At 63.2% G+C, this 15,193-nt stretch carries 15 protein-coding genes and 1 tRNA gene; 9 read left to right on the top strand and 7 right to left on the bottom strand.

Going from position 1 to position 15,193, the window contains the following annotated elements; translation table 11 throughout:
* The first annotated feature begins 40 nt into the window (after positions 1-40).
* The 7 genes from hmgA (at position 41) to ACGYK4_RS12475 (ending at position 7,648) form a co-directional block, all read left to right on the top strand.
* Complete coding sequence (gene hmgA, locus ACGYK4_RS12505; RefSeq protein WP_394456800.1) at positions 41-1,402, top strand: homogentisate 1,2-dioxygenase; 1,362 nt, start codon at positions 41-43, stop codon at positions 1,400-1,402.
* Positions 1,403-1,425: 23 nt separating this feature from the next.
* On the top strand, positions 1,426-2,679 hold the full coding sequence (gene fahA / locus ACGYK4_RS12500) for a fumarylacetoacetase (RefSeq protein ID WP_394456798.1): 1,254 nt from the start codon (positions 1,426-1,428) through the stop codon (positions 2,677-2,679).
* A 46-nt stretch (positions 2,680-2,725) separates the two neighbouring features.
* The gene (locus tag ACGYK4_RS12495) at positions 2,726-3,676 is read left to right on the top strand and encodes an MBL fold metallo-hydrolase (RefSeq protein ID WP_394456796.1); all 951 of its coding nucleotides are present in this window, start codon (positions 2,726-2,728) and stop codon (positions 3,674-3,676) included.
* Entirely contained in the window at positions 3,676-3,930 is a 255-nt protein-coding gene (locus ACGYK4_RS12490) for a hypothetical protein (protein ID WP_394456794.1), read from the top strand. The genes ACGYK4_RS12495 and ACGYK4_RS12490 overlap by 1 nt, the downstream gene beginning before the upstream one ends.
* Before the next feature lie 10 nt (positions 3,931-3,940).
* Positions 3,941-5,548: an FAD-dependent oxidoreductase gene (locus ACGYK4_RS12485; RefSeq protein ID WP_394456792.1), complete on the top strand. Its 1,608-nt coding sequence runs from the start codon at positions 3,941-3,943 to the stop codon at positions 5,546-5,548.
* Positions 5,545-5,733 (top strand): DUF2783 domain-containing protein, encoded by a 189-nt coding sequence (locus tag ACGYK4_RS12480; protein WP_322328893.1) that lies wholly within the window; start codon positions 5,545-5,547, stop codon positions 5,731-5,733. The genes ACGYK4_RS12485 and ACGYK4_RS12480 overlap by 4 nt, the downstream gene beginning before the upstream one ends.
* A 235-nt stretch (positions 5,734-5,968) precedes the next feature.
* Positions 5,969-7,648 carry an ABC transporter substrate-binding protein gene (locus ACGYK4_RS12475; RefSeq protein WP_394429393.1) on the top strand — a complete coding sequence of 560 codons (1,680 nt, stop codon included), beginning with the start codon at positions 5,969-5,971 and terminating at the stop codon, positions 7,646-7,648.
* Positions 7,649-7,716: 68 nt separating this feature from the next.
* On the opposite strand, the gene ACGYK4_RS12470 is transcribed toward ACGYK4_RS12475, so the two are convergent.
* From ACGYK4_RS12470 to clpS, 7 genes are all read right to left on the bottom strand, one after another.
* Positions 7,717-8,652: an acetamidase/formamidase family protein gene (locus ACGYK4_RS12470; RefSeq protein ID WP_394429395.1), complete on the bottom strand. Its 936-nt coding sequence runs from the start codon at positions 8,650-8,652 to the stop codon at positions 7,717-7,719.
* The gene (locus tag ACGYK4_RS12465; protein WP_394429397.1) at positions 8,649-9,617 is read right to left on the bottom strand and encodes a Gfo/Idh/MocA family protein; all 969 of its coding nucleotides are present in this window, start codon (positions 9,615-9,617) and stop codon (positions 8,649-8,651) included. Before ACGYK4_RS12465 ends, ACGYK4_RS12470 begins: the two co-directional genes overlap by 4 nt.
* 75 nt (positions 9,618-9,692) lie before the next feature.
* Positions 9,693-10,124, bottom strand: a complete 432-nt coding sequence (locus ACGYK4_RS12460) for a thioesterase family protein (RefSeq protein ID WP_067268618.1) — start codon at positions 10,122-10,124, stop codon at positions 9,693-9,695.
* 139 nt (positions 10,125-10,263) lie between these two features.
* A tRNA-Met gene (locus ACGYK4_RS12455) sits at positions 10,264-10,340 on the bottom strand.
* A 90-nt stretch (positions 10,341-10,430) separates the two neighbouring features.
* Positions 10,431-11,231, bottom strand: coding sequence for an SDR family NAD(P)-dependent oxidoreductase (locus tag ACGYK4_RS12450; RefSeq protein ID WP_394429399.1), 801 nt, complete (start codon positions 11,229-11,231; stop codon positions 10,431-10,433).
* A 19-nt stretch (positions 11,232-11,250) separates the two neighbouring features.
* The gene (locus ACGYK4_RS12445) at positions 11,251-12,243 is read right to left on the bottom strand and encodes a class I SAM-dependent methyltransferase (protein ID WP_394429401.1); all 993 of its coding nucleotides are present in this window, start codon (positions 12,241-12,243) and stop codon (positions 11,251-11,253) included.
* A gap of 3 nt (positions 12,244-12,246) precedes the next feature.
* Positions 12,247-12,570 carry an ATP-dependent Clp protease adapter ClpS gene (clpS, locus tag ACGYK4_RS12440; protein WP_067268646.1) on the bottom strand — a complete coding sequence of 108 codons (324 nt, stop codon included), beginning with the start codon at positions 12,568-12,570 and terminating at the stop codon, positions 12,247-12,249.
* A 156-nt stretch (positions 12,571-12,726) separates the two neighbouring features.
* Here clpS and ACGYK4_RS12435 point away from each other — a divergent pair, with 156 nt between their 5' ends.
* Positions 12,727-13,434, top strand: a complete 708-nt coding sequence (locus ACGYK4_RS12435) for an HAD family hydrolase (RefSeq protein ID WP_394429403.1) — start codon at positions 12,727-12,729, stop codon at positions 13,432-13,434.
* 263 nt (positions 13,435-13,697) lie between these two features.
* Positions 13,698-15,161, top strand: coding sequence for a D-alanyl-D-alanine carboxypeptidase family protein (locus tag ACGYK4_RS12430; protein WP_271692424.1), 1,464 nt, complete (start codon positions 13,698-13,700; stop codon positions 15,159-15,161).
* The last annotated feature ends 32 nt before the right edge of the window (positions 15,162-15,193 follow it).

The raw sequence follows: 15,193 nt of genomic DNA, 5'->3' as shown, positions 1-15,193 counted from the left end.
CAACTATTACGCTTGTAACAGATTCTGCAAGGGGGCACAGATGACCAGCCAGTCCAAGCCATCGACGATGACAACCGCGGCCACCACATCGGGCACGCATCCGGGCTATATGCCGGGATTCGGCAATGATTTCGAAACCGAAGCCCTGCCCGGTGCCCTGCCGCAGGGCATGAACTCCCCGCAGAAATGCAACTACGGGCTTTATGGCGAGCAGCTTTCCGGCACCGCCTTTACCGCGCCCTCTCATCAGAACGAGCGAACGTGGTGCTACCGCATCCGGCCCTCGGTCAAACATTCGTCGCGCTACACGCGGATCGACCTGCCCTATTGGAAGTCCGCGCCGCATCAGCCGCAGGATGTAACCAGCCTTGGCCAATACCGCTGGGATCCGGTGCCGCATTCCGACACGCCGCTGACTTGGCTGACCGGCATGCGCACGATGACCACGGCAGGCGACGTGAACACCCAAGTCGGCATGGCGAGCCATATCTATCTGGTGACCGAAAGCATGGTGGACAGCTATTTCTACTCTGCCGACAGCGAGCTTTTGATCGTCCCGCAGGAGGGCAGCTTGCGCTTTTGCACCGAGTTGGGTGTCATGGACGTCGCCCCGCAGGAGATCGCCATCATTCCGCGCGGGCTGGTCTACCGGGTGGAGGTGCTGGACGGCCCCGCGCGCGGCTTTGTCTGCGAGAACTACGGCCAGAAGTTCCACCTGCCCGCGCGCGGCCCGATCGGCGCCAACTGCATGGCGAACCCGCGTGATTTCAAAACCCCCGTGGCGGCTTTCGAGGACCGCGAGGTGCCCTCCACCGTCACCATCAAATGGTGCGGCCAGTTCCATGAGACCAAGATCGGGCATTCGCCGCTCGACGTGGTGGCATGGCACGGCAACTACGCACCGGTGAAATACGACCTGAACACCTATTGCCCGGTGGGCGCGGTCTTGTTCGACCACCCCGACCCGTCAATCTTCACCGTGCTGACCGCGCCCTCGGGCGTGGAGGGCACCGCCAATATCGACTTCGTGCTGTTCCGCGACCGCTGGATGGTGGCCGAGGATACATTCCGCCCGCCGTGGTATCACAAGAACATCATGTCCGAGCTGATGGGCAATATCCACGGTCAGTACGACGCCAAGCCCAAGGGCTTCGTTCCCGGCGGCATGAGCCTGCACAATATGATGCTGCCGCATGGGCCGGACCGGAACGCTTTCGAGGGCGCGTCGAATGCCGAGTTAGCACCCCATAAGCTCGACAACACGATGTCCTTCATGTTCGAGACCCGCTTCCCGCAGCATCTGACCGAATTTGCCGCCCGCGAGGCGCCGTTGCAGGACGATTACATCGACTGCTGGGAGAGCCTTGAGAAGAAATTCGACGGCACCCCGGGCAAGAAGTGACCGCTGTCCGCGAAAGGACCAATATGACCCTGATGACCTCTTGGGTGGAGAGCGCCAATTCGGCCACCACCGATTTCCCGCTGAACAACCTGCCCTACGGCGTCTTTTCGACCAATCAGCTTGAGGCGCGCTGCGGCGTGGCCATCGGCGATCAGATCGTGGACATGGCCGCGCTGGAGGAAGAGGGGCTGATCACCCTCGCCGAAGAGCCGGTGTTCGATGTGCCCTATTGGAACGATGTAATGGACCTTGGCCCCACGGCTTGGGCTTCCTTGCGCTCCCGGCTGATCGAACTGCTCAGCGCCGATGCGCCCGATCAGGCGGTTGTGGCGCCCCATCTGGTGCCGATGGAGGCCGCGCAGTTGCACATGCCGATGATGGTTTCCGAATATACGGATTTCTACGCGGGCAAGCATCACGCCACGAATGTCGGCACTATGTTTCGCGGGGCCGAGAACGCGCTGCCGCCGAATTGGCTGCACATCCCCATCGGCTACAATGGCCGCGCCTCCACCGTCGTCGTCTCGGGGACCGAGATCACGCGGCCCAACGGCCAGTTGAAAGCCCCCGAGGCCGAAGCGCCGCATTTCGGCCCCTGCCAGAAACTCGATATCGAGTTGGAGATGGGCGCGATCGTCGGCACCTCGACCGAGATGGGCCAGCCGATCCACATAGACGCGGCGGATGAGATGATCTTTGGCTATGTCCTGCTGAACGACTGGTCGGCGCGGGACATTCAGGCGTGGGAATACCAGCCGCTCGGCCCCTTTCAGGCCAAGGCATTCGCCACGTCGATCTCTCCGTGGATCGTGACCCGTGACGCGTTGGAGCCCTTCCGCACCTCGACGCCGGAGCGTGAGAAAGACCTGCTGCCCTACCTGCGCGAAAGCAAACCCGGCCTTTATGATATCGACCTGTCGGTGATGCTCCAGCCCGAGGGCGGCGAGGCCGAAGAAATCGCCCGCACCAACTACCGCGAGATGTATTACTCCGCCGCCCAGCAGTTGACGCATCACGCCTCCTCCGGCTGTGCGATGAACGCGGGCGATCTGCTCGGTTCCGGCACGATCTCCGGCCCCGAGAAATCGCAGCGCGGGTCGCTGCTGGAACTGTCATGGGGCGGCAAGGAGCCGATCACCCTCGCAGACGGCAGCACCCGCAGCTTTGTCGAAGACGGCGACACGCTGACCCTCACCGGCCACGCACAGGGCGATGGCTTTCGCGTGGGTTTCGGCGCCTGCACCGGCAAGGTCCGCCCGGCAATCGACTTTTCCTGAACAGGCCGCGCATCCGCGCTGGCGAAGCAAGACAGAAGGACAACACATGGCCAAGCAATTCGCATCACAAGGCGACATGACCGAAAAGGAAATCTCCTTTACCCAGGTGGGCGAGGGGCTCTACGCCTTCACCGCCGAGGGTGATCCGAACTCCGGCGTGATCATCGGCGACGACAGCGTGATGATCATCGAAGCGCAGGCGACACCGCGACTGGCGAATAAGGTCATCGAATGCGTCCGCTCGGTCACCGACAAGCCGATCAGCCATCTGGTGCTGACCCATTACCACGCCGTGCGCGTGCTCGGGGCCTCTGCCTTCGGTGCGCCGCAGATCATCATGTCCGAGAAGGCCCGCGCCATGGTCGCCGAACGCGGGCAAGAGGATTGGGACAGTGAATTCGAGCGTTTCCCCCGTCTCTTCGAAGGCCATGAGAGCATCCCCGGGCTGACGTGGCCCACCACCACCTTCAACGGGCGGATGAGCGTCTATCTCGGCAAGCGCCGGGTCGACATCATGCAGTTGGGTCGCGCCCATACGGCGGGCGACGCGGTGATCTATGTGCCGGACCAGAACGTCATGTTCACCGGCGATATCGTGGAATACCATTCCGCCTGCTACTGCGGCGATGGGCATTTCCACGACTGGCCCGCCACGCTGGAACGCATCCGCGCCTTCGACCTCGACGCCATCGCGCCGGGCCGGGGCGACGCGCTGGTGGGGCGCGAGATGGTCAATGCCGCGATTGACAGCACCGCCGACTTCGTCCGCTCCACCTACCGCCCGGCGGCCCGCGTGGCCCTGCGTGGCGGCACCTTGAAAGAGGCATGGGACGCCGTGCGCGCCGAATGCGACCCCAAGTTCGGCGACTATGCGATCTATGAGCACTGCCTGCCCTTTAACGTCGCCCGCGCCTATGACGAGGCGCTGGACATCGACACGCCGCGCATCTGGACGGCGGCGCGCGACAAAGAGATGTGGGAGGCGCTGTCGGACTGATGTCCCTGCCCGCGCTTCTTCCCGCCCTGATCGTCTTGGCGCTGGCGCTCTGGTTCTATCTGGTCTTCGCGCTAGTGATGGAGCACCGCCGCCATGCGGCACGCCGAAGCGGGCAGCCCTACGCCGGGCTGCGCGACACGGCGCAGGTTTGGTCAAAGATGCTGCGGGCGCCCGAATACCGCGGTGCGCGCCGCCGGGTGGCGCTGGTGACACTGGCCTTGCTGGCCCTGCTGCTCTTGCGCGCCTTTCTCTGAGGATACCGCCATGGCCTATGCCTACACCCCCTTCCCCTACAGCCCCCCACCCGGCCTGACCGCGCCCGAGCCGCGGCATCCGGTGGTGATCGTAGGTGCTGGCCCTATCGGCCTGTCGATGGCCGTGGACTTGGCCCTGCGCGGGGTCAGATCGGTCGTGTTGGATGACAACAACGTCGTCTCCCTCGGCTCGCGCGCGATCTGCTGGGCGAAACGGACGCTGGAGATTTTCGACAGGCTCGGCATCGGCGAGCGCATGTTGGAAAAGGGCGTGACATGGAAAGTGGGCCGCCAGTTTCACGGGGAACAGGAAGTCTATAACTTCGACCTGCTGCCTGAGCCGGGGCATAAATACCCGGCCTTCGTGAACCTTCAGCAATATTACGTCGAAGAGTATCTCATTGAACGCGCGCAGGAGTTCCCCGATCTGATCGACCTGCGTTTTCTCAACAAGGTCACCGATCACAAGGGCCACGCCGACCATGTTGAACTGACGGTCGAGACGCCGGATGGCCCCTACCGGCTTGAGACCGACTGGTACATCGCCTGCGATGGCGCAGGCTCGGCCACGCGCAAACGGATGAACCTGCCCTTCGAGGGGCAAACCTTTGACGAACATTTCCTCATCGCCGATGTGGAGATGGAGACCTCCCCCTTCGGCGACCATGACACGCCCGAGCGGTGGTTCTGGTTCGCCCCGCCCTTTCACAACGGCCAGTCCGCGCTGCTGCACAAACAGCCCGACAACATCTACCGCATCGACTTGCAACTGGGGCCAGAGACCGACCCGAAGGCCGAGGCGACCGAAGAGAAGGTCGTCCCCCGCCTGAAACAGATGCTGGGCGATGCGCCGTTCCGGCTGGATTGGATGAGCGTCTATAAGTTCCGCTGCGCACGACTGGAGAGGTTCGTGCATGACCGCGTCATCTTTGTCGGCGACAGCGCCCATGTGGTCAGCCCCTTCGGGGCGCGGGGGGGCAATGGCGGGGTGCAGGATGTCGACAACCTTGGCTGGAAACTGGCAGCTGTGGTGCAGGGCGAAGCGCCGCCAAGCCTGATTGAGAGCTATGACTTCGAACGCGGCCATGGCGCGGATGAGAACATGCGCAACTCCGCCCGTGCGACCAATTTCATGACGCCGAAATCCCCTATCAAGACCCTGTTTCGCAACGAAGTACTGACCCTTGCAGCAAAGCACCCTTTCGCGCGCAAACTGATTAACTCAGGCCGGTTGTCGCAGCCCTGCACGCTGGCCCATAGCCCGCTACAAACCGCAGGCGACGCGCCCCTGCGCCCCGGCAGCGCATTGATCGACGCGCCATTGGTCGGGCCTGCGGGGGATTGCTGGCTGTTGGGCGCGGTTCAGGGCCAGTTCACCCTCCTCGCCGCAGGCGAGATCACCGCCCCCGCCCTCCCCGGCCTTGCCCGGATCGGTATCGATCAAACCCATGATGCTTACCCCTGCTTCCAAGGCAAGGACGGCCACGCGCAGCGGCGCTATGGAAGCGGGTTCCTCTATCTGCTGCGCCCCGATGGACATGTCTGCGCCGTCTTCGACCGGCCCGACAGCGCCGCGATTGCCCGCGCCATTGACCGTGCGAAAGGAGCCACCGCATGATCCTCGAAGACAACCTCGGCGCCGAGGGCGACAGCGTCTATGCCGCCCTCATGGCCGCCCACGAAGGGCTGACCGAGGCGGAAAGCCACGCCCTCAACGCCCGATTGGTTCTGATGCTGGCCAATGAACTCGGCGACCCGGCGCGGCTTGCGGCGCTTTTCAAAGCCGCGCGCGATCTGGCCTAACCCGCCAGTCTTACAGCACTTTTCCGCCATGCCCGCGCTTGCCGGGCCGCTTTCCTGCGCTAGCTTGCTGCTCAACTTCCCGCGACAGGCTTGACGCAACGCGCCTGATCGGCAGACTAAACACCCCGCGCCCACCTCAAGAGGCGACAAAAGCAGGTCAACTGCATCACCTGCCCCACCGTGAAAAGTGGGGACCCGCGATGGCCCGCCCAACGCACCAACAGAGAGGAAAATCATGGAATTTTTGACACGCACCGGAAAACCGCTGCCGCAATCCGTGCTGACATCAGCCGAGAACGCCAAGAAAGACCCCGTCAGCAGACGCGAGTTTCTGGCGATTGCGAGCGCCTTCGGGGCCACGTCCGCCACAGCCTACGGGATGCTCGGCATGGCCGCACCCGCGCGTGCGGCGGCCCATGCCAACCTCAAGGAAGGCGGCACCGTGCGGATGCAGATGGAGGTGCGTGCCCTGAAAGACCCGCGCACCTATGACTGGTCGCAGATCGCCAATTTCAGCCGCGGCTGGCTGGAATACCTCGCCATCTGGGAGAATGACGGCACCTTCACCCCCGGCCTGCTGGAAAGTTGGGAGATTAACGACGACGCCACCGAATACACGCTGAACGTCCGCAAGGGCGTGACATGGAACGACGGCACCGCCTTCACCGCGCAGGACGTGGCGCGCAACATCGAAGGCTGGTGCGACAAGTCGCTCGAAGGCAACTCCATGGCGGGCCGTTTCGCCACGCTGGTGGATGAGGAAACCGGCAAGGCCATCGAGGGCGCAATCGAGGTGGTGGATGACCACACCGTCAAGCTCACGCTGCCCAAATCCGACATCACGCTGATCCCCGGCATGGCCGACTACCCCGCCGCCATCACGCCCGAAGGGTTCGACCCCGACACGATGCTGGAAAACCCGAAAGGCACCGGCCCCTACCTGCCCGAGTCGCTCGAAGTTGGCGTGAAAAGCGTGCTGGTGAAGAACCCCGATCACACATGGTGGGGCACTGAAGTCTTTGGCGGGCCCTATATCGATCGTTTGGAATATATCGACTACGGCACTGATCCTTCCGCATGGATCGCCGCGGCCGAGGCCGAAGAGGTCGACGCTTTCTACTCCATGGAAGGCGAATATATCGACGTGATGAGCACGCTTGACGGCTGGGTCGAGAATGAGATCGCCACGGCGGCGACCATCGTGATCCGCCCCAACCAATTGGCCGAAGTCGATGGCATGAAACCCTATGAGGACAAGCGCGTGCGCAACGCGCTGCAACTCGCGGTCGACAATGCCGTGCTGCTGGAACTGGGCTATGCCGGGCGCGGGATCGTTGCCGAGAACCACCATGTCGGCCCGATGCATCCCGAATACGCTGAAGTCGAGCCGCCCAAGACCGACCCCGAAGCCGCCCGCGCGCTGATGGAAGAGGCGGGCATGGCGGATTACGAGCATGAGCTCTTCTCGATCGACGATGCATGGCGCAAAGACACCACCGATGCCGTGGCAGCCCAACTGCGCGACGCAGGCATCAAGGTCAAACGCACCATCCTGCCCGGCTCCACCTTCTGGAACGACTGGGTGAAATATCCCTTCTCCTCCACCAACTGGAACGCGCGGCCTCTGGGCGTGCAAATCTGGGCGCTGGCCTACCGCTCGGGCGAGGCGTGGAACGAGTTCGGCTATGCCAACCCCGAATTCGACGCCTTGCTCTCTGAGGCGCTGGCCACGGCGGATGTCGAAGCACGGCGCGAGATCATGGCGAAGGGTGAGAAGATGCTGCAAGACGATGGCGTCACGATCCAGCCTTACTGGCGTTCGCTTTACAACCACACCCGCGAGGGGCTGGTGGGTGCCGCGCATCACATCGGGTTCGAATACCACCCGGCGCGGATGGCTTGGGCGGAAGAGTGATCTGCCGCTAGCTAGACACGCGAAAGGGCCGCAGCGATGCGGCCCTTTTTCTTGGCGCGGCGGCGCAGTTAAACGCCGATCAACTCTTTCGCCATCATCATATGCACGCCCTTTTCACGGTTCACCGTCTGGGTGATGCGCAGATCCCCCGCCAGCGAACAGAGCACATAGGCATCCTCGCGGCTGATCCCCGCGCGTGCAGAGACCAATGCGATCATTTCGCGCAGGGCCATCTCAGCACAGCGGTCGAGGTCGGGGGCCATGCCCATGGTAATCACATGGCTCGGCGTTTCGGCCTGCGGATAGCTAAGCGCGCGGTCCTTCAACACGGTCAGACGGAAACGCCCCTGTAGCGCGGTCTCAATCGCCGTGACGCAGACTTCGCCATCGCCCTGCGCGCCATGCCCATCCCCGCAGGAAAACAGCGCCCCTTCGTTGAAGACCGGCAGGTAAAGCGTGCTGCCCGCCCCCAGTTCCTTGTTGTCAAGATTGCCCCCATGTTTGCGCGGCTCAATGGTGGCGATCCGGCCCCATTCGGGCGGCGGCGCCACGGCCATCACGCCAAAGAACGGGGCCAAGGGCAGCTCCAGCCCCCAAGGCAGCCGGGCGACGCCCCGCTCTGCATCCAGCGGGATATTGCTGTGATAGGTCTCGGGGAAATCCTGCGGCAGCGTGCCTGCCAAGGGGCGGATGAAGTTATACCCCCAGTCCTGCCGCAGCGCGACATCAAGGATTTCGACCTTCAGCACATCGCCGGGCATCGCGCCTTCGACGGCGACCGGCCCGGTCAGGATATGGCCCGGCATCGGCGGCGGGCCTGCTTTGTGGATGTCGTAGAGTTCGGGCGGGACGTGGAAGCCCTCGGGCGGCAGGCAATTGGGCGCGCCTGAGACGGTGTTGATGATCACCTCTTCCCCGCTTTGGATGGTCAGCGCGGGCGGGCGGCTGGCCTCGAAATAGCCCCAATGGCAGGTCTCGGGCGAAGATTGCAGCGTGGCGGTCATGACTGCACCCCCCGGTTGGCCAAGATGCCTTCGATCAGTTCTTGCACCCGCAGCGCTTCCTCTGGCGTGGCCAGACGGCTGGCCTTGCCCGCCATCAGCAGCGCCATGTCGTCAAGCTGCGCCTTGAGGCTGGTGGCGCGGGTGTCGGCGAGGGCGTCGCTGGTCGGCGCGAAATCCTCACCGGTCGAGACGGTATCGATGGAAAATTCCGAGATGCGGCGGCTGGCCTTCGCGCCTTTCACCGTCACCTCCTGCCGGTCCGGCTGCGCGCCGCCGACAGAGCCGAGGATCGAAACCGGTAAGCCCTCGGCATTGACCAAGCGCGCTGCCACATGGGTCTCGCAGAGCTTGTCATCGGGGTATTCCGCATGGGCCCACTGCAGGGTCAGCGGCCCCAACACCCGCTCGCTCAGGAACAGGAAATGCGAGATCACCTCGCGCGTCATGCCCCCCTCAGCGGCAAAGCGCAGCCAATCGGCATCGACCTGCCACGCGCGGGGCCAAGCCGGATAGGTCACGATGATGTCGATGCCGCAAAGATCACCGAGCGCGCCCTCACGGATCGACCGCGTCAGATCGGTCAGCGCCGCCCCCGCCGCTTGTGTGAAATTCACCGCCGCCGGAACGCCTGCGGCCTGCAACGCGGCCACCAAGGCGCGGCTCTCGGCGATGTCCACGCCTAGCGGCTTTTCGAGGAAGATCGCCTTGCCCGCCGCTGCGGCCTCAAGCGCATAGGCTTTGCGCGGCACGGGTGGGCAGGCAAGGTAAACGAGATCGACATCGGCCATCGCCTCGGACGCCGTGGCGGAGACAACCGCCTCCGGCGCGACCTCTTGCGCGGCGGCGCAGGCCGCGGGGTCGGGATCCCACATGGTGGTGACCGTGAAGTCAGGGTGCAGCACCATGTTCTCGGCCATGCGCCGCCCCATGATCCCCAATCCGATTACCGCAGTCCTGATCGTCATCTTCGTCTCCCTCGATGTGCAGCGCGATAAGACGCTGCAATCGGGAGAACTTCAACTGCTCGCGGCGCAATTGCCTCAGGCAAGGTCGGCGCGGACCAAAGGTTTGATCACACGAGCCAGTTCTTCGGGCGCAGATTGGCTTTTGAACACATCCGCGATGGTAAAGACGCAGGTGAAAGACCCTTCGAAACACAGCACCCCATTCTGCCGCGCCTTCATGCCGAAGGTGATGGATTTATTGCCGAGCCGTGTTGGGTAGGTTTCGCACATCAGCTTGTGCCGCGGGGTGACCGGGCTGCGGAAATCCATCGACAGGTTGACGAAAGGCGTGCCGATATTGCGGTCGATCTGAAGCTGAAACCAGCCATCACCGTCGAAATGCGCCTCCCACCATGCGTTGATCGCGTCCAGCGCGAAATAGGGCAGCCGCGCGGTATAGGCGATCTGCGCCGGGTCACAATCGCCCCAAGTGACATTGATCTCGTGAACGAAGTTTTCCGTGGTCATAAGGCTGCTTTCATCTGCTCAAACCCGCGCGGGGCATGGGCTATCTTCTATCCCTTCCAGCCCCATGCGCAACCCAAGCGCGGCGCGCACGCAGCAGCGCTGACGCCGGATGTTCATCTGAAACAAAGGGGGGGGGGGATGGTGGCGTTACCTGGATTTGAACCAGGGACCTAACGATTATGAGTCGTTCGCTCTAACCAACTGAGCTATAACGCCGTGGCGCGTCGGATAAGGCAGCTTGGCATTGGGGTCAAGGGCGAAATCTGGATGATTTCACTTTTGCCGCAGAAAACTGCTGCCTCCGCTTTAATGCGCGGGGGCCGAGACCACATCGAGCAGGGTGCGCCCGCCGTCGATGGTCATGATCTCACCCGTCATGAAGCCCGAACTTTCAGCGGCGAGGAATTGCACCGCCTCGCAAAGCTCATTCGGCCCGGCGATCCGGCCAAGCGGCGTATGCGCGCGGATGTCGTCGCGCCAATCGCGGTTTTCGGCCACGGCAGCGCGGAGGGACGCGCTCATCACCGAACCGAAAGAGATCGCATTCACCCGTATCCGACGCGGCGCCAACACCAGCGCTAGAGAGCGGGTCATCTGCTGCACCGCCGCCGAGGCGATGGCATAGCCCATCATATCCGGCTGGTGGCGCTGTGCCGCGATAGAACTGAGGTTGATGATCGACCCCACCTGCCCCTCGGTCTGGCTCTCGGCCTGTTTGATCATCCGCCGCGCCACCTGCTGTGACAGTTGCAGCGCCGTCATCAGGTTCTGCTGCATTAGTGTCTCGACCGAGCCATCCTCCACATCCAGCGGATCGGTCGGCATCACCTGCCGCGAGGCATTCACGAGGATATCGACCTGATCATAGGCGTCGATCGTGGCCGAGACGAGGTTGGCGATGGTCAGCCGCTGGCGCAGATCACCGGCAAAGACGCGGATATTGCCGTCGTCCGGCGTGTCGCCCAACTCTTCCATCAGCTTTTTCTCGTTGGAATCGGCGCACATCACATTGGCGCCCCGGTCGGCCAGATGCCGCGCGATAGCAAGGCCGATCCCGTCCGCCGCGCCGGTGATGATGGCTGTTTTACCAGAGATCGAGAATGACATCGGGATACCCCCTTAAGGCTCAGCGGCGCCGGGTCAGCGGGCGTGTGGCGTGGAACAGTTTGAACCGCGCATCGCCTCCAAGCTCGGCCACCTGAGCAAAGCGTTTCTTCAGTTCCGCCTCATAGGGCAGATGCCGGTTGGCCACCATCCACAGATCGCCCTGCCCCGAAAGGATCCGCGCGGCCGCGGCGACAAAGGCCTGACCGATCTGCGGCTCGGCAGCGCGGCCTGTGTGGAAAGGCGGGTTCATCACCACGGTATCCATCCGGTGCGGCGGCTGCCATTCGGTGGCATCCTCCCAATGGAACACGGCGCGGTCATCGGTCACGTTATGGCGCGCACATTCCAACGCCATATGCCCGGCCTCGACCAAATGCACCGTCTTCACCTTGGGCCGCGTCAGAACATGCGCTGAAAGGAACCCCCAGCCCGCCCCCAGATCGGCCACTTCGGCCCCGAGGTTATCGGGCAGCACATCCACCAAAAGCGCCGAGGCCAGATCGACCCCATCGGCAGAGAACACCCCCGGCGCGGTCCAAAAGCCGCCTTCGGTCTGGGCCGGGCCAGCCTCCCAATCGGTGAAAAAATCGCTCGCGCCCGCGTCGATCCAGTAAAGCTTGCCATGCGCCTTGGAGATCGGCCCCTGCACCGTCACCCGCGCCCGCATCTCGCGCAGGATGGAATCCGCGCCATCGGTCTTTTGCCCATCGACCACCACCGGCCCATCGCTCACAGCACAAGCTTGAGCGACCAAAGCGCGGGCCTCATGTTTGGCGCGCGGCAGACAGACGATGGCCGCAGCATAGCGCCCCTCGATCGAATGCGCCGCCTGATAGCCCCGCGCCGTCCATGCGTCATAGGCAGGTTTGAAGTCGTGAATGATCTTGCAACGCTCGGGCGGAAGACCGGCCAAATCCGCATCCACAGGGGGCTGAAAAACAGCGATCACCCCAGTTTCGGGCAGGTCTAGCCCACCGCCGTTCAGGGCCAGTTCCAGTCGCGGATCAATCACGTGTTATTCTTCTTTTTCCATGGTGCATTGCAGCGGATGCTGGTGACGCCGGGCGAAATCCATCACCTGCGCGACTTTCGTCTCCGCGATCTCGTGGCTAAAGACGCCAACCACGGCCAGCCCCTTCTTGTGAACCGTCAACATGATCTCGAACGCCTGCGCGTGGTTCAGGCCAAAGAAACGTTCCAAGACATGCACCACGAATTCCATCGGGGTGAAATCGTCGTTCAGCAACATCACCTTGTAGAGCGGCGGGCGTTTGGTCTTGGGGCGGGTCTTGGTCAGCAACTCGCTGTCGTCGTCATCCTTGGGGCCGTCGGCCATCATCCACGCGCCCGGCGCGGACCGGCCTGCGGGCTGGATCGTCCAATCTGCTTTCACGTCGTCACGGTGCATTGCTGCTCCTGCGGCTGGGGGTAGAGCTTGTTCGTCGTGCAGCCGTCTATATAACCCCTGAACCAATTTAGGAAAGAGGCAGCACATATGGGCGGGGCACTCACCACTATCGGTTTCGATGCGGATGACACATTGTGGCATAATGAACGCTACTTTGCACTCTCTCACGACCGTTTTGCAGCCCTTCTCGCCGAACATAGTGAACGCGACCACCTGATGGCCCGGCTGCTGGAGGCCGAACGGCGCAATCTGCCGCATTACGGCTATGGAATCAAAGGCTTCACCCTGTCGATGATCGAGACCGCGATCGAGGTGACAGAGGGCAAGGTCCCCGCCGAGGTGATCAGCGATCTGCTTGCCGCCGGGCGCGAGATGCTGGACCATCCCATCGAATTGCTGCCCCATGTCGAGGACGTGCTGGAAAACCTGCGCGGCAACTACCGGCTCATCGTGGTGACCAAAGGCGACCTGTTGGACCAAGAGCGAAAACTGGCCCAATCGGGCCTGCGCGACAGGTTCGACGCGGTCGAAATCGTCTCTCACAAGACCGAAACCGCCTATCGCCACATTTTTGAGCAGCATGGCCAAGGTGCCGAACGGGGGCTGATGGTTGGCAACTCGATGGCCTCCGACGTGCGCCCGATGATCGCGGCAGGCGGCTGGGGCGTCTATGTGCCTCACAACCTCACATGGGCAATGGAACATGCCGAAGCGCCAACCAATTCCCCCCGTTTCGCCGAGATCAGCGACCTCTCAGGCCTCCCAGAAACGATCGAAAAGATCGTGTCAGGGTGACTCGCCCCCGCGCCTGAGTCGCCCTGACACATCGCCGCAAATGCCGCACTGCAGGCCAATTTATGACCAATTCTTGCCTTATTCGCGCTTATAGTGGGTTGATGTGTGCAAGCCTCTACATATTGGAGGAGAGATCCGCCCCTTTTTCCCCTATTCACTGGATTCGACGGCTTCCGCGATGCGGCGTCCTATGCTAGCCTTGAACCAATTAATAAATGGTCAGCCAGAAATCGGCGGCCTGAGGCAGTAAAAGGCAGGCAAATATGAAGGCTCGGCGCATTCAGCCGGCCCGTTACGGGCTATTTCTATTCGCAGCACTCTGGGTTCTGGTTCTCCTGCCCCTCAGCGCGATCGCTGCCCCCTACGCCGCCTATGTCATCGACGCTCGCACCGGCAAAGAAATCCACGCCGAGAATGCCGATACCCGCCTGCACCCGGCTTCCCTGACCAAGATGATGACCCTCTACATCGCCTTCCAAGCGGTCGAACGGGGGGAAATCTCTCTCGATACCCAAGTGACGATCTCGAAAAACGCGGCCTCCGAGCCGCCCAGCAAATTGGGCATGCGCCCGGGCCAAAAGATCGCCCTACGCTATCTCATCCGCGCCGCCGCCGTAAAATCCGCCAATGACGCCGCCACCGCGATCGGCGAGGCCATCGGTGGTTCTGAGGCCGCCTTCGCCCGCCGGATGAACCGCACTGCCAAACAGCTTGGCATGACGCGCACCACGTTCAAAAACATGCACGGGCTGACCGAGAGCGGCCACCTCTCCACCGCCCGCGACATGACCCGCATGGGCCGCCACCTGCTCTATGATTACCCGCAATACTACAACCTCTTCTCGCGCATCACCGCCGACGCAGGCGTGCGCAAGGTCTCCCATACAAACCGCCGGTTTCTGGGGTCCTACAAAGGGGCGGACGGCATCAAGACCGGCTACACCCGCGCCGCCGGCTTCAACCTCACCGCCTCGGCCGAACGGGGCAATGAGCGCATCATCGTGACCGTCTTCGGCGGCAAATCCACCGCCTCGCGCAACGCCAAAGTGGCCGAGCTTATGGACCTCGGCTTCCGCCGCGCGCCCTCCTCCGCGCCGCTGCGCAAACCGGTCCCGCCCGTCTACGCCGATGTGGAAACCGCCCCCGGCGCCGCAGGCAAAACGATCCGCCTCGTCGGCGCCGTCACCACCTCCAAACGCCCGCAACTGCGCCCCCGCAGCGACGTCGTGGTCGTGGCCACCGCCGCCGCGCCCGAGGCAACCAGCGTGGTCTCCAACAGCGATATCACAGCAGCGCTGCGCGAAGCGGTTGAGACGGCACCAACCCCGCCCGCCGCCGCGCCCACCCCAGAGGCCAATGAGGCCGAGGTCGTCATCGCCGCCGCCAAAGCCTCTCCCCGCCCCGAACCGCGCCCCAAGGACGTGACGCTGGCGGTACAACAGGCGGTAGAGCAAGAGATCGTGACCCGCGTCTCCACCTCCGGCGGGCGCCACTGGGGCGTGAACGTGGGCCGTTTCCCCAGCCGCTACGCCGCCGAGAAGGTCCTGCTGAAAACCGCCCTGGCCGAAATGTCGACCCTCGATGGCACGCTGCGCAAAGTCGTGCGCCGCCCACAAGGCTTTGACGCGAACTTCCTCGGCATGTCCCGCGAAAGCGCCGACCTCGCCTGCCGCCGTCTGGCCGCGCGCAACGTCAGCTGCTTCATGATCGGCCCCAGCGAAGGCTAAACCACCACCGGGCGGCCAAAGCCCCGCCCAAA

The sequence above is a fragment of the Sulfitobacter sp. 1A13368 genome (genome assembly GCF_043557275.1).
Lineage (GTDB): Bacteria > Pseudomonadota > Alphaproteobacteria > Rhodobacterales > Rhodobacteraceae > Sulfitobacter > Sulfitobacter faviae.
Note: the sequence above shows the minus strand (reverse complement) of the source record. Positions and strands in the feature narration are given on the sequence as shown.